Origin of the sequence: Pseudomonas fluorescens (genome assembly GCF_000802965.1) — a bacterium.
GTDB lineage: Bacteria > Pseudomonadota > Gammaproteobacteria > Pseudomonadales > Pseudomonadaceae > Aquipseudomonas > Aquipseudomonas fluorescens_A.
This window is the reverse complement of the sequence record NZ_JSAK01000001.1, coordinates 183,211-201,598: the sequence shown is the minus strand read 5'-3', so window position 1 is coordinate 201,598 and position 18,388 is coordinate 183,211. Positions and strand designations below refer to the sequence as shown.

Annotated in this window: 18 protein-coding genes; all 18 read right to left on the bottom strand. The window is 59.6% G+C overall.

Annotated features, from left to right (window positions below; genetic code table 11):
* Window positions 1-23: 23 nt before the first annotated feature.
* Entirely contained in the window at window positions 24-992 is a 969-nt protein-coding gene (fliM, locus tag NL64_RS00895; protein ID WP_034146283.1) for a flagellar motor switch protein FliM, read from the bottom strand.
* Between the two features lie 9 nt (window positions 993-1,001).
* Window positions 1,002-1,502, bottom strand: a complete 501-nt coding sequence (fliL, locus tag NL64_RS00890) for a flagellar basal body-associated protein FliL (RefSeq protein WP_034146282.1) — start codon at window positions 1,500-1,502, stop codon at window positions 1,002-1,004.
* Window positions 1,503-1,700: 198 nt separating this feature from the next.
* Window positions 1,701-3,059 (bottom strand): flagellar hook-length control protein FliK, encoded by a 1,359-nt coding sequence (locus NL64_RS00885; protein WP_034146281.1) that lies wholly within the window; start codon window positions 3,057-3,059, stop codon window positions 1,701-1,703.
* An 83-nt stretch (window positions 3,060-3,142) separates the two neighbouring features.
* Entirely contained in the window at window positions 3,143-3,499 is a 357-nt protein-coding gene (locus tag NL64_RS00880) for an Hpt domain-containing protein (RefSeq protein WP_034146280.1), read from the bottom strand.
* A 30-nt stretch (window positions 3,500-3,529) separates the two neighbouring features.
* Entirely contained in the window at window positions 3,530-5,236 is a 1,707-nt protein-coding gene (locus NL64_RS00875) for an ATP-binding SpoIIE family protein phosphatase (protein ID WP_034146407.1), read from the bottom strand.
* A gap of 5 nt (window positions 5,237-5,241) precedes the next feature.
* Window positions 5,242-5,541: an STAS domain-containing protein gene (locus NL64_RS00870; RefSeq protein ID WP_034146279.1), complete on the bottom strand. Its 300-nt coding sequence runs from the start codon at window positions 5,539-5,541 to the stop codon at window positions 5,242-5,244.
* Between the two features lie 206 nt (window positions 5,542-5,747).
* On the bottom strand, window positions 5,748-6,197 hold the full coding sequence (gene fliJ, locus NL64_RS00865; RefSeq protein ID WP_034146278.1) for a flagellar export protein FliJ: 450 nt from the start codon (window positions 6,195-6,197) through the stop codon (window positions 5,748-5,750).
* Window positions 6,198-6,203: 6 nt separating this feature from the next.
* Complete coding sequence (gene fliI, locus NL64_RS00860; protein WP_034146277.1) at window positions 6,204-7,562, bottom strand: flagellar protein export ATPase FliI; 1,359 nt, start codon at window positions 7,560-7,562, stop codon at window positions 6,204-6,206.
* On the bottom strand, window positions 7,552-8,349 hold the full coding sequence (gene fliH / locus NL64_RS00855) for a flagellar assembly protein FliH (protein ID WP_034146276.1): 798 nt from the start codon (window positions 8,347-8,349) through the stop codon (window positions 7,552-7,554). The genes fliI and fliH overlap by 11 nt, the downstream gene beginning before the upstream one ends.
* A 4-nt stretch (window positions 8,350-8,353) precedes the next feature.
* Complete coding sequence (gene fliG / locus NL64_RS00850) at window positions 8,354-9,373, bottom strand: flagellar motor switch protein FliG (RefSeq protein WP_007983391.1); 1,020 nt, start codon at window positions 9,371-9,373, stop codon at window positions 8,354-8,356.
* Window positions 9,366-11,153: a flagellar basal-body MS-ring/collar protein FliF gene (gene fliF, locus NL64_RS00845; protein ID WP_034146275.1), complete on the bottom strand. Its 1,788-nt coding sequence runs from the start codon at window positions 11,151-11,153 to the stop codon at window positions 9,366-9,368. The genes fliG and fliF overlap by 8 nt, the downstream gene beginning before the upstream one ends.
* Before the next feature lie 15 nt (window positions 11,154-11,168).
* On the bottom strand, window positions 11,169-11,498 hold the full coding sequence (gene fliE / locus NL64_RS00840) for a flagellar hook-basal body complex protein FliE (protein WP_034146274.1): 330 nt from the start codon (window positions 11,496-11,498) through the stop codon (window positions 11,169-11,171).
* A gap of 241 nt (window positions 11,499-11,739) precedes the next feature.
* Window positions 11,740-13,131, bottom strand: a complete 1,392-nt coding sequence (fleR, locus tag NL64_RS00835) for a sigma-54-dependent response regulator transcription factor FleR (RefSeq protein WP_034146273.1) — start codon at window positions 13,129-13,131, stop codon at window positions 11,740-11,742.
* A gap of 5 nt (window positions 13,132-13,136) precedes the next feature.
* Window positions 13,137-14,330, bottom strand: coding sequence for a sensor histidine kinase (locus NL64_RS00830; RefSeq protein WP_172668629.1), 1,194 nt, complete (start codon window positions 14,328-14,330; stop codon window positions 13,137-13,139).
* A 128-nt stretch (window positions 14,331-14,458) separates the two neighbouring features.
* Complete coding sequence (locus NL64_RS00825) at window positions 14,459-15,934, bottom strand: sigma-54 dependent transcriptional regulator (protein WP_034146271.1); 1,476 nt, start codon at window positions 15,932-15,934, stop codon at window positions 14,459-14,461.
* Window positions 15,935-16,107: 173 nt separating this feature from the next.
* Window positions 16,108-16,404 (bottom strand): hypothetical protein, encoded by a 297-nt coding sequence (locus NL64_RS00820; RefSeq protein WP_034146270.1) that lies wholly within the window; start codon window positions 16,402-16,404, stop codon window positions 16,108-16,110.
* A 10-nt stretch (window positions 16,405-16,414) separates the two neighbouring features.
* Window positions 16,415-16,810 (bottom strand): flagellar export chaperone FliS, encoded by a 396-nt coding sequence (gene fliS / locus NL64_RS00815; RefSeq protein WP_034146269.1) that lies wholly within the window; start codon window positions 16,808-16,810, stop codon window positions 16,415-16,417.
* Window positions 16,811-16,938: 128 nt separating this feature from the next.
* Window positions 16,939-18,375: a flagellar filament capping protein FliD gene (gene fliD / locus NL64_RS00810; RefSeq protein WP_034146268.1), complete on the bottom strand. Its 1,437-nt coding sequence runs from the start codon at window positions 18,373-18,375 to the stop codon at window positions 16,939-16,941.
* Between the last annotated feature and the right edge of the window lie 13 nt (window positions 18,376-18,388).

Here is an 18,388-nt window from a genome sequence, read left to right as displayed (position 1 = left end):
TCAAATAGGGGTGGGAGCGCCGGTCAGCGGCGCTCGATTGGCTCGATCACCTGCAACGCAAGGTTGCCTTTGTGCGAGCCCATCTTGACCTTGAAGGCCGGCACGCCGTTGGCGCGCATGATCATGTCTTCCGGCATTTCCACCGGGATAATGTCGCCCGGCTGCATGTGCAGGATGTCGCGCAGCTTCAACTGGCGACGGGCAACCGTGGCGCCGATCGGCACGTCGACATCCAGCACGTCCTGGCGCAGGGCGTTGACCCAGCGTTCGTCCTGATCGTCGAGGTCCGACTGGAAGCCGGCGTCGAGCATTTCGCGCACCGGCTCGATCATCGAGTACGGCATGGTCACGTGCAGGTCGCCGCCACCGCCATCGAGTTCGATGTGGAAGGTCGAGACCACGATCGCTTCGCTCGGGCCGACGATGTTGGCCATGGCCGGGTTCACTTCCGAGTTGATGTACTCGAAATTCACTTCCATGATCGCCTGCCAGGCTTCCTTCAAATCGACGAAGGCCTGCTCCAGCACCATGCGCACCACACGCAGTTCGGTCGGGGTGAATTCACGCCCTTCGATCTTGGCGTGACGGCCGTCGCCACCGAAGAAGTTGTCCACCAGCTTGAACACCAGTTTGGCGTCGAGGATGAACAACGCGGTGCCGCGCAACGGCTTGATCTTGACCAGGTTGAGACTGGTCGGCACGTACAGCGAGTGCACGTATTCGCCGAACTTCATCACCTGCACGCCACCGACCGCCACATCCGCCGAGCGGCGCAGCATGTTGAACATGCTGATGCGCGTGTAGCGGGCGAAACGCTCGTTGATCATTTCCAAGGTCGGCATGCGTCCACGGACGATGCGATCCTGGCTGGTCAGGTCGTAGCTTTTGACGGTGCCGGGTTCGGCAGCGATATCGGTCTGTACCAGACCATCGTCGACGCCATGCAACAGCGCGTCGATCTCATCCTGGGACAGCAGGTCCTGCACGGCCATGTCGTGTTCCTACTGCAGTACGAAATTAGTGAAAAGCAACTGTTCGACGACCACTTTGCCGAGTTCTTTCTGTGCTACTTCCTGGACGCTGGCCGTGGCCTTCTGCCGCAGCATTTCCTGGCCGACCGGCGATGCGAGCGTGGCGAAGTCTTGCCCGGAGAACAGCATGACCAGGTTATTGCGGATCACCGGCATGTGGACTTTCAGCGCGTCCAGATCGACCTGGTTGCGGCCGAGCATGGTGATGCTCACCTGCATGTAGCGCTGACGACCGTTCTGGTTGAAGTTGGCCACGAACGCCGGCGCCATCGACTCGAATATCGCCGGTTGTTTGCCTTGTGGCGCGGTTTCAACCACGGCGGCAGGCTTGCTCTGAGCGCTGTGCATGAAGTACCAGGTCGCCCCCACGGACAAGCCGATCGCCAGCAGCAGGGCCACTACGATCAAAATAATCAGCTTGAGTTTGCCTTTGGTTGCGGGGTCTTTTACTGCTGCGTCGCTCTTCGCCATGCCAATAATCCGTCACTAATCGGGTTTTCACAGTCGCACGGCAAGGCAAGAGCAAGTGTTATGCCAGAAGTAACTGAAGAAAAATGGCGGGGTATTGAAAAGCAAAAGATCGCAGCCTTCGGCAGCTCCTACAGGGTGTACATCATTCCACTGTAGGAGCTGCCGAAGCTGCGATCTTTTCGGGGGTGCCCCGTTTTATCAGGCGTAGTAATCGACCGCGCTGGAACCAATCACGCTGGTGACCGCAGGCGCCACTTCAGCAACACTTGGAGCGACGTCGTCATCCATCGAATCGAGGCGACTGCCACTGGCCGTGGCACGTCCACTCTGCCCCTGCTGTTGCGCCTGTTCCTGCCCTTGTTGCGAGCCACGGGACTGGTCGGACACGTTGACGTCGACCTGGCCCATGCCCTGCTGCGCAAACATGTCACGCAGGCGATGCATCTGGCCGTCCAGCGCTTCGCGAACGCCCGGATGAGCGCTCATGAACGTCACTTGGGTCTGCTGGTCCGGCACCATGTTCACGCGAATATCCAGGCGCCCGAGTTCGGCCGGTTGCAACTGGATGTCGGCCGCTTTCAGATTGGCGCTCGACAGGTACATGACCCTATTCACCACTTCCTCGGTCCAGCCGCTCTGGTGCATGGCGATCGGCTGATTCACCGGCAATGCGTTGGCGGTTTTCGGTGTCGCGGCTTGCGTCAGCGCCGCCAGACGGTTCGCGAAATCGTCGACACGGGTATCGCTGGTAGCTGACTTGAGGTCCTTCAGGCCATCGTCGATCAGGCCACTGAAGGCCTTGTCGCTGCCCTGACCGGTGCTGTCCTTGTCGGCCTGCACATCGAGCATGCCGGCCATGCCTGCGGCAAAGTTCTGCGCCGACGTTTGTTCGCCATCAGCCTGAGCCTGGGCGGAAGTCGGTTCCGCTTTCGGCTGCGCCTGGCTGGAGGCGGAAACATGTCCGCTCTGCTCCATGGCCATGCGCAGGGCGGGTAATGCGTCGAGGGGATCGGCTTCGGGATCGAAATCGCTGTCCGCGGTGGCGACCGCTGTCGTCACGGCAGATGCCGCGGCCGCCAAGACCGGTACTTCGGCCACTGGCTGCGCAGTCTCAACCACCGGCGGCGTGACCGCTACGGGCGCGGTGACCACTGGCTGAATCAAGGCTGGATCAAGCGCCGGATCAATCGGTGCGGCATCGACAACCGGCGTTGGTGCGGTCTGCGCGTCATCATCGCTGGCGGCCTGATCATCGGACGCTGCCGGTTTATCGGCGGGCAAGGTTTTGCCGTTATCGGCAACTGCCGGTTCGGCGGCGGCAGATTTGTTGTCGGCGAGATCTTTTTTGCCGGTGCTGTCCGCAGCCTTGTCACGCGTCGACCGGGTCGGTGCATCATCAGTCGCAACGGGCTTGTTCTGCGCCTGCCTGGCATAGACCTGAGCGAAGCTGGACGCCTTGTCCCCGGGCTCAGCGCTCAACGCCGTGGAATTGGCGGAGGCAGCTTGAGTCTTGGCCTGCGCGGCGGCCTGAAGAAGCAAATTGGGGGTCACGGGCATTTAAACGGTCTCCGCTGTACTGGGATCGTAGGTACAGTTACGGAGATTACTGCAAGGGTCGAGCCAGTTCTTTCAAGCCAGTATCAAAAGCGCCCGACGGTAAAAGAAGAACGTTCACGCTCTGCTTCATAGAGCGGGCGAATCAAGTCGAACTCTTGTTCAATTTTATCGACGAGTACGCCTGCTCCCTGAAGATCGTTGTCCTTGGCCAACTGTTCAAGTTCATGACATAGCGAGGCGAGAACCAAGGCGCCCATGTTGCTGCTGCTACCTTTGAAGCTATGTGCGGCTTCAAAGATCTGCGCAGCATCGCCAGCCTTAATCCGCTGCAACCGCTCTTTGGAATCCGTGAGGAAGGTATCGATCAACGTCGAAAACCCATCCTCCATGACCTCCCGCAACGCGCTCAGCACGTCGGGATCCAGATGTGTGTCAGCCACTTGCTCACTCCTTGATCAAGAATGCGCGGATTATGCCAGAGCCTCCCAGTAAAACTCCACGCGGGCACATCGACCATCGTCGGACCAACGGGCATTACGCCCCAATTGGCGGATCAGACTGACCCCGCGCCCCGACAAACGGACAGGGTCTACGGGGCGTTCCATCACACGTTCGACATCAAATCCCTTGCCGCTGTCCTCGACGCGAATCACTAGGCGACCACCCTCGCCATCAGGCGTTACCTGCAAATGCACCCGCACAAACCCGTCTTGCAGCTCGTCAAGGCGCGTATTGCGTTGCTGATAGTAGCGGGCGAAACCCGAGGCATCGCGCTTGAGGCTTGAGTCCAGGCCAAGCACACCATGCTCCAGCGCATTGGAGTACAACTCGGCCATTACACTGTACAACGCCCCGCTTTGCGCTCGCAGGCCATGGACCTCAAGCAGCAATTGCAACAGATACGGCAGCGGATTGAAGCGTTTGAGCGTAGCAGCGCGATATTCGAAACTCACCGACCAGTCCAGCGGGCAGGACTGGCCGCTGTCGGAATAGACCAGCGCTGGCGGCGTCAGCTGCGCCGGTTCCAGCAGGCTGATCTCGACCATGCTGACATCGTCACGCGCTTCACCGCGAAAGTCCCGCAACGCCTGCTCGATTTCTTCGAACAGCAAATCAGGCTGTCGATTGGCTGCGAACACCTGCTGCAAGCGCTCCACACCGAACGACTGATCATTGGCATCGCAGGTATCGACCACTCCATCAGACAACAGGAACACCCGATCTCCGAGCGCCATCGGAAACACTTCGGTGCGATCATCGAATGTCTGCGGGCTCAGCACGCCAAGCGGCAAATGCCGGGCCGTCAGCGGCGTTCGTTCACCGCTGGCAATGCTATGCAGATAACCGTCCGGCATGCCGCCATTCCAGACCTCCACAGAGCGGCGCTGAAAACTCAGGCACATCAGCGTTGCGCAGCAGAACATGTCCACCGGCAGGATGCGCTTGAGCTTGGCATTCATCTCGCGCAGGGTTTCCGGCAAGCCGTAACCCTTGGCGGTCATGCCGTAGAAAACTTCGGCCAGAGGCATCGCACCGACTGCGGCCGGCAGGCCATGACCAGTGAAATCGCCGAGCAGCACATGCATGTCGCCGGCCGGGGTAAACGCAGCCAGCAGTAGATCGCCGTTGAACAATGCGTAAGGGGATTGCAGGTAGCGGATATTGGGGGCATTCAGGCAGCCAGAGTGGGCCACTTTGTCGAACACAGCCTTGGCCACCCGCTGCTCGTTGAGCAAGTAATCGTGGTGGCGGGCAATTTGGTCACGCTGTTGCAACACGGTCGCCTGCAACCGCCGCAAGCGATCCATCGCCTTGATCTTGGCGGCGAGGATCACCTGGTTGTAGGGCTTCGCCAAAAAGTCGTCGCCACCGGCTTCCAGACAACGGGCCAGCGCTTCGTTTTCGGACAGTGAAGTGAGGAAGATGATCGGCACCAAGGTTTCCCCGGCCAGCTCCTTGATCTGCCGGGCAGCTTCGAAGCCGTCCATCACCGGCATCATCGCATCCATCAATACCAGTTGCGGTCGCTGCTGGCGGAACGCTTCGACCGCCTCGGCACCGTTGGCCGCCGTCAATACTTCATGACCTTGGCGGCGGACGATACTCGACAGCAGCATGCGATCGGCCGCGCTGTCTTCAGCGATAAGAATCGTCAGCGATTCGAGTGCAGATTGCACGGTGATCAAGTGATGTCGAACAGTTTGTCGAAGTTGGAAATCGCGAGGATTTTCCGTACGTCAGAACTGCTGTTGACGACGCGAATGTCGGAATCCTCGCCACCGGCGTGGTCGCGCAATAGAAGCAACATGCCCAGTGCAGAGCTATCGAGATAGGTTGCTTCCTTCAAGTCGACCACCACTGCGGTGAGCGCTTTGTTCTCGTAGGATTCGCGAAACTCCTGATGCTTGGCGAAATCGAATCGTCCCTTGACCGATATCGTCAGTTTTTGTCCATCGGGAGAGATTTCTGTAATAACTGACATGTCATGGCTTCCTTGTCATTGGGGAACCTTCTTGTACAAGGTTTAGCATTTGGTAGAGGTTGGGGCAAGGTTTGGATATCGTGGTGCCCATCAGATCGCCATCGCGGGCAAGCCACGCTCCCACAGGATTGGCGACATTTCAAAAACAACACTAATCCCGTGGGAGCGTGGCTTGCCCGCGATGAACGATACACGGTTCACCTGACTCAATACGCATCCTGCCGCGGCAACCGCTGGGACAATTCGTCGAGCAATTTCTGCTCGCGCCTGTCTTCCAGCGCCCGCGCTTCATCCATGTATCGCTGCACCAGTTTGCGCAAGCCTTCGACCCGGGCGAACGCCTGCTGCCAGGTTTCCCGCGCCTTGTTCAGATTGTTCTGGTGCCAGGCCAGGCTTTGCCGCTGCTGGTCGATGGCCGTGCCCAGTTGCGCCAGGAACCCTTGATAACCCAACAGCCACTGGCCCGAGACGCCACTGCTGCCGCGCACGATCCACTGCTCTTGATAATCGAGACGAAAGGCTTCGAGGTCGGCGAGTTTGCTTTCCGCCAGTCGCACCTGACCCTGGAAATGCCCGAGACGCTGCACCGCGGTTTTCTCGGCCTTTTCAGCCATCTCCACCACGGGCGCCAGACGCCCTGCCCGAGTCTGGGCCATGGCCGGTTAACCGCCCGCCGCGGGCGCGAAGATCGACGCGAGATACGCTTCGCTTTCGCCCAGGCTGATGCTGTCGTTGAGTCCTTGACGCAGGTATTTGACCAACTGCGGTTGCAGCGAAATTGCCAGGTCGGTCTCGCGATCGCCGCCAGCGACGTAGGCACCGACACTGATCAAATCGCGGCTCTGCTGATAGCGCGACCACAACTGCTTGAAATACTGCGCACGCATCATGTGCTCCGGCGATACCACCGCCGGCATCACCCGGCTGATGGACGCTTCGATATCGATGGCCGGGTAATGACCTTCCTCGGCCAGTCGCCGCGACAAAACGATGTGCCCGTCGAGCACGCCTCGCGCCGAGTCGGCAATCGGGTCTTGCTGGTCATCGCCTTCGGACAGCACGGTGTAGAACGCAGTGATCGAACCGCCGCCCTTCTCGGCATTACCGGCCCGCTCCACCAGTTTCGGCAACTTGGCGAACACTGACGGCGGATAACCCTTGGTCGCCGGAGGCTCGCCGATGGCCAGGGCGATTTCCCGCTGGGCCTGGGCGAAACGGGTCAGGGAATCCATCAGCAACAGGACGTTCTTGCCCTTGTCGCGGAAGTACTCGGCGATCCGCGTGCAGTACATGGCCGCGCGCAAACGCATCAGCGGCGCATCGTCCGCTGGGGACGCCACCACTACGGAACGCTTGAGCCCTTCTTCACCGAGGATGTGCTCGATGAACTCTTTAACTTCACGACCCCGCTCGCCGATCAGCCCGACGACGATAATGTCAGCCTCGGTGAAGCGGGTCATCATGCCTAGCAGTACGGATTTACCGACGCCGGTACCGGCGAACAAGCCGAGCCGCTGACCGCGACCGACCGTCAACATGCCGTTGATGCAACGAATGCCCACGTCCAGCGGCTCGCTGATTGGTTCACGCTTGAGCGGGTTGATGGTCGGGCCGTCCATCGGCACCCAGTCTTCGGCCTTCATCCCGCCCTTGCCGTCCAGCGCACGACCGGCACCGTCGAGCACCCGGCCGAGCATGCTCATGCCCATCGGCAGACGCCCGGTATCCGACAAGGGAACAACGCGGGCGCCGGGTGCGATGCCGGCGACACTGCCGACCGGCATCAGGAAGACTTTGCTGCCAGAGAAACCCATGACTTCGGCTTCAACCTGCACCGGGTGATAGCTGTCATCGTTAATGACCATGCAGCGGCTGCCCATGGCGGCGCGCAGGCCTTCGGCTTCGAGGGTCAGGCCGACCATGCGCAGCAAGCGGCCTTCGAGGATCGGGGCGCCGGCCAGTGTCGCGGCCTCGGCATAACTGCCCAGGCGCTTGGCAAAACTGGTGCGTTCAAGGCGCATCAGGCGCGTCCGGTTCTGGCGCGGTCACCGGTTTGGCTTCGATCGGCAACTCAAGGCTAAGGTCCGGTGCGGCCGGGTGCAGCGCTTGATCGTGAAGCTGATCGAACAGCTTGTCCATGACCTGCTTGACGCGGGTTTCGACCGTGGCGTCGATACGGCTGTGTTCGGTTTCGACCCGGCAACCGCCAGGCAAGAGCGACTCGTCCTCAACAATGCGCCAGGTTTCTTCATGACGCTCGCGCAGGGCTTTGACCTGCTCGAAATCCTGCGGATTGATGTACAGCCGCACATTGCCGACGCCCAGCGGCAGGAGCTTGAGGGCTTCGCGCATGACGTGTTCGATTTGCGTTGAGTCGATGGCCAGTTCGCGCTGAATCACCTGTTTGGTGATGTGCTGCACGAGATCGACCAAGGACTTTTCAATCAGGGTGTCCTGCTCGGCGATGGGCTCGAACAGATGCGTCATCAGTTGCTCGAGACCGGCGATCTTGGCGGCCAGCGCGACTTCGGCTTCCTGACGAACCTTGAGCGTGGTGCTGTGAAATCCCTCTCGCTCACCGGTGGCGAAGCCTTCGTTGTAGGCTTCCTGGCGAATGCTTTCGAGTTCTTCGAGGGTCAGTGGCTGGACTTCTTCCAGCGGCACTTCTTCCATTTCCGGCGGCTCGGGTTCCGGCTCCGGTTCTGGCTCGGGTGCGGGCGGGTCGAAGCTGGGCAGCGCCCAGGCAGCGAAACCACTGACATCCCTGGCCCGGATCAGGTCAGTGGGTGACTCATCATGCTTGGCCATGGTGTTAGATCATTTCCTCGCCGCCCTTGCCGCCGAGAACGATTTCTCCGGCCTCGGCCATACGGCGAGCGATGGTGAGGATTTCCTTCTGCGCAGTTTCCACATCGCTGACGCGCACCGGGCCCTTGGCTTCCAGGTCGTCGCGCAACAGCTCGGCCGCACGCTTGGACATGTTCTTGAAGATCTTTTCCTTGACGCCTTCGTCCGAGCCCTTGAGCGCCAGCACCAGCACGTCGGAGGACACTTCGCGCAGCAAGGCCTGGATACCGCGGTCGTCGACATCGGCCAGGTTGTTGAACACGAACATGAGGTCTTCGATCTGACCGGACAGGTCTTCGTCGACTTCGCGGATCGAGTCCATGAGCTGGCCTTCGATCGAGCTGTCGAGGAAGTTCATGATGTCGGCCGCACGCTTGATACCACCCAGGGTGGTGCGCGAGGCATTCGAGTTGCCGGAGAACTGCTTCTCGAGAATCTGGTTGAGTTCTTTCAGCGCGGCGGGCTGCACGGTGTTCAACGACGAGACGCGCAGGATGATGTCCAGGCGCACCTTGTGGTCGAAGTTGCCGAGTACTTCACCGGCCTGGTCCGGGTCGAGATACGCCACGACGATCGCCTGGATCTGCGGGTGCTCGTAACGGATCACGTCGGCAACGGCGCGCGGTTCCATCCACTTCAGGCTGTCGAGGCCACTGGTGTTGCCGCCCAGCAGGATGCGGTCGATCAGGCCGTTGGCCTTGTCTTCGCCCAGGGCCTGGGTAAGCATTTTACGTACGTAGTCGTCGGAGCCGACGCCGAGGCTGGTCTGGTCGCCGACGATGTCGACGAACTCGCTCATTACCTGTTCGACTTGCTCACGGTGCACGTTACCCATCTGCGCCATGGCCACACCCACACGCTGGACCTCTTTGGGCCCCATGTGGCGCAGCACCTGTGCGGCGTCCGTAGAACCGAGGGACAGCAGCAGGATTGCGGCTTTGTCGACCTTGGACAGTTTGGCGGCAACGGCTCGGTTATCACTCATCTGCGTTAATCCACTCTTTCACGACCTGGGCCACGCGACCCGGATCTTCTGCCACCAGACTCTTGATTGCGTTCAACTGCGCGTCATAGCCTTCGCTCGGGCTCGGCAGCAGGATGCTTTGCGGGCCGCCGAGGCTGACACGGTCGTTGGCCAGTTCGCCGTCCAGGCCGCCCATGCCACCCAACTCGACATCGCTGCCAATGCCGGCCAACTGCTTGCCTTTGCCACCACCGGTGATGTTGTTGAGCACCGGACGCAGCACGCCGAACACCAGCACGAGGATGAACAACACGCCCAGCACTTGCTTGACGATGTCCCAGAACCACGGCTGCGAGTAGAACGGAATATCGGCAATCACTTCACCGCGCTCGGAAGAGAACGGCATGTTGATCACGCTGACGCTGTCGCCACGGCTGGCGTCGAAGCCGACCGCGTCTTGCACCAGACGGGTGAAGCGCGCCAGTTCATCGGCGGTCCACGGCGCACGGGTGGTTTCACCATTGGCCGGGTTGATCTTGACCTGATCATCCACCACCACCGACACCGACAGGCGATTCAAACGACCCTGCTGCTGCTTGGTGTGACTGATGGAACGGTCGAGCTCGAAGTTCTTGGTGGATTGTTGACGCTTGTCCGCTGGGTACGGCGCGAGCATCGGCTGGCCGGTGGCCGGGTCCATGATCTGCTGGCCGTTGGCATCCAGCAGCGGCTGGCCTGGCTGCACCATGCCGGCCGACGCGGTGGCGCCACCGGTGGTTTGCGGCGCGGAGGCTGGCGCGGGCGGCTGGTTGCTCAGGGCACCCGGCACGCCTTGCGGGCCATTGCTGGCGGTACGCTGTTCGTTGACCGACTGCTCGCTGCGCAACGCCGGTTGGTCGGGGTTGAACTGTTCGGAAGTCGATTCGACGGCACTGAAATCCACATCGGCCGACACTTCCGCCTTGTAGCGATCATTGCCGAGTACCGGTTGCAGGATGTTGTGCACGCGCTGGGTGAGCATGCTTTCCATGCGACGGCTGTAATCGAATTGCTTGCCGGCCATGGTCAGTTCGGAATTTTCCGCCTGATCGGAGAGCAGGTTGCCCTTCTGGTCGACCACGGTGATCTGCGACTTGCTGAGCTCAGGAACGCTGGTCGCCACCAGATTGATGATGGCGACAACCTGGCCCGGTTCCAGCGAGCGGCCGGAATAGAGTTCAACCAGAACCGAAGCACTCGGCTTGCGCTCGTCGCGCACGAACACCGAACTCTTCGGAATCGCCAGGTGCACGCGGGCACCCTTGACGTTGTTCAGGCTGGAGATGGTCCGCGCCAGTTCGCCTTCGAGACCGCGACGGTAGCGGGTCGCCTCCATGAACTGGCTGGTGCCGAGGCCTTGCTCCTTGTCGAGGATTTCAAAACCGATGTTGCCGTCACTGGGAGTGACACCAGCGGCCGCCAGTTTCAGGCGCGCACGGGACAGGTCATCGGCCTTGACCAGCAAGGCTCCGGAATTGGGCTCAACGGTGTAGGGAATATCGGCAGAGGCCAGGGTGTCCATGACCTGCTTGGCGTCCATACCGGCAAGGCTGCCGTAGAGCGGCCGGTAGTCCGGTTGCTGGGACCACAGCACCACGGCGAAACCAATCGCCACGCTCGCGGCCAGGCCGACCAACAGGCCTACCTGACGCAACATGGTCATTTCGGAAAGGTTCTCCAGGAAGGACAAACCGAACAGCGGCGGTTTGCCGTCTATTGGAGTGGCCTTGGCCGGAACGTTATCGGCGACTGCTTCTGCCATGACTCAATCTCGTCCTTAAACCGGCATCTGCATGATGTCTTGGTAAGCCTGAACCAGCTTGTTACGCACTTGGGTCAATGCCTGGAAAGACACGCTGGCTTTTTGCGAGGAAATCATCACGTCCGTCAGGTCGACGCCGCTCTTGCCGATCTCGAACGCACTGGCCAACTGAGTGGATGCCTGCTGGGTGTCGTTCACTTTATTGACGGCCTGACCGAGCATGTCGGAAAAGCTGCTGCCATTCAGTTCAGGGACGGCGGCAGTCGATTTCGGCGCAGACATGGCGTCCATTTGCATGGCGCGCATGTCCAGCATCAACCGATTGAATTCAATACCTTGGCTCATGATTTCTCTCTTTGGCGACCCGCAATTTTTTGACACTCACTCGGCGGGTATTGAGGTGTTAGCAACAAGGGTGCCAGCTCCGTGGCTACGCTATACAAAAGCTCTACCGACCTCTCATCGCAACGCTCTGTAGGAGCTGGCTTGCCAGCGATTCGATGGCGGCTGCGATGCCGCTATCGCTGGCAAGCCAGCTCCTGCAGGGGAAGCGCATTGTGGCCTGGTTGACCATGCCGCTCCCGAATCAGGTTGCGAACAAATACGCTTCGACGTCCATTCCGGCATCGCGCATTTGCGCCAGCTTGTAGCGCAGGGTGCGCGGGCTGATGCCCAGGCGCTCGGCGGCCTCTTTGCGGCGGCCACGCTCGGTGCGCAGGGTGTCGATGATCATTTGGAACTCACGGCGACGCAGGTCATCGCCCAGTGCCCCGGCTGACTCAGCCTCCACCTCGACGGCCCGTATCGGTGTTGCTGCGAGCGCCAACGTCGGCAGTGGCGCGCAGGCAACCGGACCAGCCAGGCAAAAATCCTGAGGCTGAATCAAGCCACCCTGCTGCAGGATCAGCGCACGCTGGATCGCGTTATCCAGCTCACGCACATTGCCCGGCCATGGATAACCGATCAGGCACGCCTGCGCCTCGGGTGACAGGCGCGCGGCAGCATGCTTCATTTTATTGACGTGTTTGGTCAGCAGCCGCTCGGCCAACGGCAGGATGTCGGCAGTGCGCTCGCGCAACGGACGCCACGCCAATGGAAACACCGAGAGGCGATAGTAAAGGTCTTCACGGAAACGCCCCGCCGCCACTTCCCCAGCCAGGTCCCGGTTGGTGGTCGCGACCACACGAATATCCAGTGAGATCGGCTTGCGCGCCCCCACCCGCTCGACCTCCCGCTCTTGCAGCACGCGCAGCAATTTGGCCTGCAAGCCCAAGGGCATTTCGGAGATTTCATCGAGCAGAATGGTTCCGCCATCGGCCTGTTCGAACTTGCCTGCCTGAGCCGCAATGGCGCCAGTGAACGAACCTTTCTCGTGACCGAAGAGCGTGGCTTCCAGCATGTTGTCCGGAATTGCGGCACAGTTGATCGCAATGAACGGCTGACTGGCACGATGGGAGTGCTGGTGAATGTAGCGCGCCAGCACTTCCTTGCCGGTCCCGGATTCGCCGGAGATCAACACCGTGGAGTCACTGCGTGCAACCCGCGCAGCCAATTCGAGCAACTGTGCGCTGGCCGGCTCGAACGCCACCGGCCCTTCGCTCTCGCTCGCGCCGAGACTGCCCAAGGCATGACGCGCCACCAGATCAAGCAATGCCTTGGGCTCGAACGGCTTGACCAGATAATCCGCCGCGCCCTGACGCATCGCATCGACCGCCCGCTCCACGGAGCCGTGTGCGGTCATCAGCAGCACCGGCAATTGCGGCTGACGCGCCCGCAACAAACCGAGTAACTGATGACCGTCCATACCCGGCATGTTGACGTCACTGAGCACCAGATTGAACGCCTCGCTGCCAACGGCGGCCAACGCCTCTTCCGCCGAACCGACGGCCTTGTAATCGTGCCCGGCGAGCAGCAGCGTGTCCGCCAATGCTTCGCGTAACGCGCGGTCATCCTCGACCAGTAAAACCTTGATACCCATGACCTTCACTCCGCTCCCTGAGCGTGGCTGAACAACGGCAGGATCACCTGCGCACAGGTGCCGCGACCGAGCCGCGAGCGCAATTTCAATTCGCCTTGATGGGCACGCGCAACCGCCTTGACCACCGTCAGGCCGAGACCGGTTCCGGTGGATTTGGTCGTGAAAAACGGCTCACCCAGACGCGCCAGTACGGCGTCATCGATGCCGCTGCCGCTATCGCTGACACACAGACGCAGAGTGTTTTCACGGGCGTACAGATGGACCTTCAAGCGCACGTCACCGGCGCTGGCGTGAATGGCGTTTTCGATGAGATTGAGAATGGCGCCGACCAGGGTATCGCGGCTGCACAGCAACTCGCCTGAATGACTGTCGCACTGCCAGCGGATCGGCAGGTCCTGCACATGGGTCAGCGCCGCAGCCTGCAGCGATTGCATCAGTTGTTTAGGCGAGACCCGATCCGTCAACGGCAACTCGCCGCGGGCGAATACCAACATGTCGCGCACTTGATGCTCCAGCTCATGCAGACGTTCTTTGAGACGTCCGGCAAAACGTTGCTGGGTCTCGACCGGCAACTCCTGCTCAGTCAAATGACTGGCGTAGAGCAAGGCGGCGGATAACGGCGTGCGAATCTGGTGAGCCAGGGAAGCGACCATACGACCGAGGGACGACAGGCGTTCATGGCGGGCCAGTTGATCCTGGAGATGACGGGTTTCAGTCAGGTCGTTGAGCAGCACCAACTGACCAGGCTCGGCATCCAGTGAGCGCGTGGCAATCGACAGACGCCGGCCATCCTTGAGGGAAATTTCGTGACCGTCGTCTTCACGGGGCGCAAAACAACGAGTAATGACTTGCCGCCACAGTTCGCCTTCAAGTGGCAGACCGAGCAACTCGCATGCGGCGGGGTTGGCTTCGCGCACGATGCCCTGGGCGTCGATGACGATGACGCCACCGGGCAATAGATCGAGGAGGTTTTGCAGTCGGTTGGCCAGGCGTTCTTTTTCCGCCAGCTCTTGCATGCGCTGGGCGCTGACCACCGCCAGCTCGCCCTTGAGTTCGCTGACCCGTGCTTCGAGCATGCTGTAGGAATCGGTCAACTGGCTCGACATCTGGTTGAACAGCGCAAATGCATGCTCAAGGCCAAGCCGGCTTGCCTGTTCTACGGACGACGATTGCCCCAGGGCATCAGGGACAGGAGACATCTGGGCGGCTTGGGGCATCGTGCTCTCTCGCTTGGCTGACCGTCATTGAAACGGAACGTTGCGAGGGACTTAGCAATACCCGTGCCTAAAAAAAAATGCCTATAAATGAAGGGTTTGAAAAACAGGCGTCAATCATCCGCCTGCTCATCACCGTCACGACGGCTCATGCCGTATTTGCGCATCTTTTCCACCAGCGTGGTGCGACGGATACGCAACCGCTCGGCAGCGCGCGCCACGATACCGTTGGCATCATCCAGCGCCTGCTGAATCAGCCCTTGCTCAAGACCACCGAGATAATCCTTGAGGTCCAAGCCTTCCGGCGGCAGCAAGGCATTGGCAGTGAAATCCGGGGTATGCCCGTTGATGGCCACCCGCTCTTCGAGATCGTTGCGCAAACTGTCGACCAGTTGCTCGTCTTCATCGTCGACGTAGCGGAATTTCTTCGGCAACTCCACCACACCGATTACACCGTACGGATGCATGATCGCCATGCGCTCTACCAAGTTCGCCAGTTCGCGGACGTTACCTGGCCAGCCGTGACGGCACAGCGACATGATTGCCGCCGAGTTGAAACGGATCGAACCACGCTTCTCGTGCTCCATGCGCGAGATCAACTCGTTCATCAGCAGCGGAATGTCTTCGACGCGTTCGCGCAGCGGTGCCATTTCGATCGGGAACACGTTCAGACGGTAGTACAGGTCTTCGCGGAAAGTGCCGACCTCGATCATGCTTTCAAGATTCTTGTGGGTCGCGGCGATGATGCGCACATCAACGCTTTGAGTCTTGTTGCTGCCCACGCGCTCGAAGGTGCGCTCCTGCAACACGCGCAGCAGCTTGACCTGCATCGGCAACGGCATGTCGCCGATTTCGTCGAGAAACAAGGTGCCGCCGTTGGCCAATTCAAAACGCCCGGCACGGCTGGTGATCGCCCCCGTAAAGGCGCCCTTCTCATGGCCGAACAATTCGCTTTCCAGCAACTCTGCCGGAATCGCGCCGCAGTTGACCGGCACGAAGGGCGCTTCACGACGCTTGGAATGGTAATGAAGGTTACGCGCGACCACTTCCTTGCCGGTCCCGGACTCTCCGAGGATCAATACGCTGGCATCGGTGTCGGCCACTTGCTGCATCATCTGACGCACGTGCTGAATCGCCCGGCTGGTGCCGACGAGACTGCGGAAAAGATTGGGTTCGCGATGACGACCGCGCTCGCGGGCCTGGTCGTACATCTCGCGATAGACCTGGGCACGGTGCAGGGAGTCAAGCAATTTGCTATAGCTTGGCGGCATTTCCAGGGTCGAAAGCACGCGGCGACGCTGGTCTTCAGGCAGGTCAATGGAAGAATTATCGCCCATCAACAAAACCGGAAGGAACTCATCCCATGTGGCGAGTGTCTTTAACAAGCCCGTCAATACGCCAGGAGCGTTGACCGTCCCGATGAGGACACAGATGACTTCACGACTAGATGACAAAGAGCCGACCGCCTGCTGCCAGTCATGGCTACCGCAGGGTAAATTTTCTTCACCGAGAAAATTTAAAATCACCGCCAAATCGCGGCGGCGGACGCTATCGTCATCAATCAGCAGAATTTTGGTTTCACGCCACATGCAATAGCAACTTCCCTAGTCAACTCAATGCCCAAAATGCTGGGGCAAGCTAAACGCTCGCAGGCACGTTATGCCTGAAGACGACTGAAATCTGGAACCAGCCACTAGTTAAGTCAAAAAACCGTGCACAGTCAAATTTATGGCGCACTATGTTTGGATTAACCGGGGATTAATTAACCAAACAGATGGTAAACCTTTGACGCCTTTTGTGCTTGGTTGATCTGCGACATCTCGTCGACAATCGCTTGCCTCTCCCCCATAGCCACCTCAAGTAATTGCTTGTACACAAACAGCAACTCCTCAAGATTGCCACGCAGCGCACCTTCGTCCAGCGAAGGCTCACTCAAGACGTCTTCCATGCAGGAACGGCAATCCAGATCCAATTGACCGATTGCCTCCCAATTGCGCTCGGCCAAAGCATCAACCAGCGCTTCACGGGTCCGTTCTATTCGCTGCAATACAAGACTCATGGTGGTCTCCTTAGAACTGCGGACCTGGCCCAGCAATGCCGTCCCAGCCTTCTTTCACCGTGCGAAGCAACCCGGCGACCTCATCGAGAATCTTCGAATCGCTGCTGATGTTCGCCTCGGTCAGGCGCTTCATCATGTAGATATAGAGACTGTCGAGTTCGCCAAGGGTATCGGCGCAATTTTCGAGATCCAGGCCTTCACGCAGGCCACCGATGATGCCAATCGCCTTACCGATCGACACGCACTTGCCAGGAATATCCTTGCGCTCCATGGCGCCTTTGGCCTGGGCGATGCGGTCCAGACCACCTTCCATCAACATTTGCACCAAACGATGCGGGCTCGCTTCGGACGCCTGGGCGTGCGCACCCACTTTCTGATACTGCCGAAGGGCTAACATTGGATTCATGTTCTACCTCATTGCCACAATGACTCGTATGACCAGTGTATCGTCTGCGAGCCAGAAAACTTTAGATCAAAAGACAAAAACCCGGCGCACGCCGAAATGCGTAGCCGGGTTTTTGTCGTCACTCATGACTAGTCGCTGGATTTCTGAGCGTTCAAGGTGTTGAAGAACGAGGTAATGCTATTCCCCGTGGCCTTCATTTGCCCGACCAGCAAGTCCATGGCGTTGTATTTGGCGGTCAATGTGGCCGTCAGGTTGGTAACACGCAAGTCCAGTGCTGCCTGCTGATCCGTAAGGTTCTTGCTCAAGGTCTGCAGGCTGGTATTGCGCTGATCGAGCACCCCCCCCGTCTGCACATAAGGCGTAATAGCCTTGCCCATACGCGCCAGCAGGCCGTTGGTAGCGTCGGTACCATTGAAAAACTGCTGTACCTGGCCGCTCATGCCATTGGCGGCCATCGTCTTGCCGAATGCGGTAGTGTCGAACGCGAGGTTGCCGGTGTTGCGGTCTGTCATTACACCCAGTTGCGACAGCACGGCCAGTGGCCCCCCCGCCCCGGGTGCAGTCAGTACGCTGCGGATATCGGAAATCAGCGAACGTGGCATTGAGTCGCCGGTAAACGCTGCCGAAACCGTCAGCTTGCCATCGGCGTCCTGTGTTGCCTTGGACAGGGTATTGATGGTTTTCATCAGTGTGTTGTAGGAATCTACGAACGTCTGAATCGAGGTCTGCAAACCGGTGGTATTGGTCGCAACGGTAACGGTGGCAGCCGCCGGCGGAGTACCTGGGCTCACGGACGCCAGGTTCAAGGTCAAACCACTCACTGCACCGGTAACCGTATTGCTCTTGCTAGTCACCGCAAGACCATCGATCGTCAGGCTTGCATCCGTGGCAACCCCATTGACAGCCCCTGAACTGGAGGCCGGGGGATTGGTGCCCATCGGTTGAGTACCATCGATTACAAGCCCCGTAATACCGCTGACCTTAAGGTCGGAACCCGAACCGGTCTTGGTAGAGCTGATAACCAGACGCGACGCACCGTTGCTGTCGGTCACGATGTTCGCAGAAATACCATTGCTCGCCTGCACCGTGTTGATGGCATCGCGAGTGCTCTGCAAGGTCGAATTGGCTGGAATCGTGACATTGTAATCAGTGCCATTCTGACTGATTTTCAGAGTACCACTCGGAATGGCACTGGTTGCACCGCCGGCAAAAGAAGCACTGGCTACTTTCGAACTGGTGGCCAGGTTATTCACAACAACGCTGTAGGTGCCGGCAACTGCGGTGTTATCGGAAGTCGCACCGAGGATCGATGGAGTACCGGACGTTGCCGTAAAACCCGCGAATGCGGTATTGGTCTTGCTGCCAAGGTTGGTCAGCGCCGTCTGGAAGGCCGTCAGTGCACTTTTCAACGAACCGACACCGGAAATCTTCAGCGTGTTGGTTTTGGTCAGGTTAGTGATCTGCGTCTGCTTGGCCGACTTGTCGGCGTTAACCAGCGCAGTAACGATCGCACCGATATCCAGGCCAGTGCCTAAGCCCGAACCCGGTAAAATTGGACTTGCCATGTTGCGTCTCCCT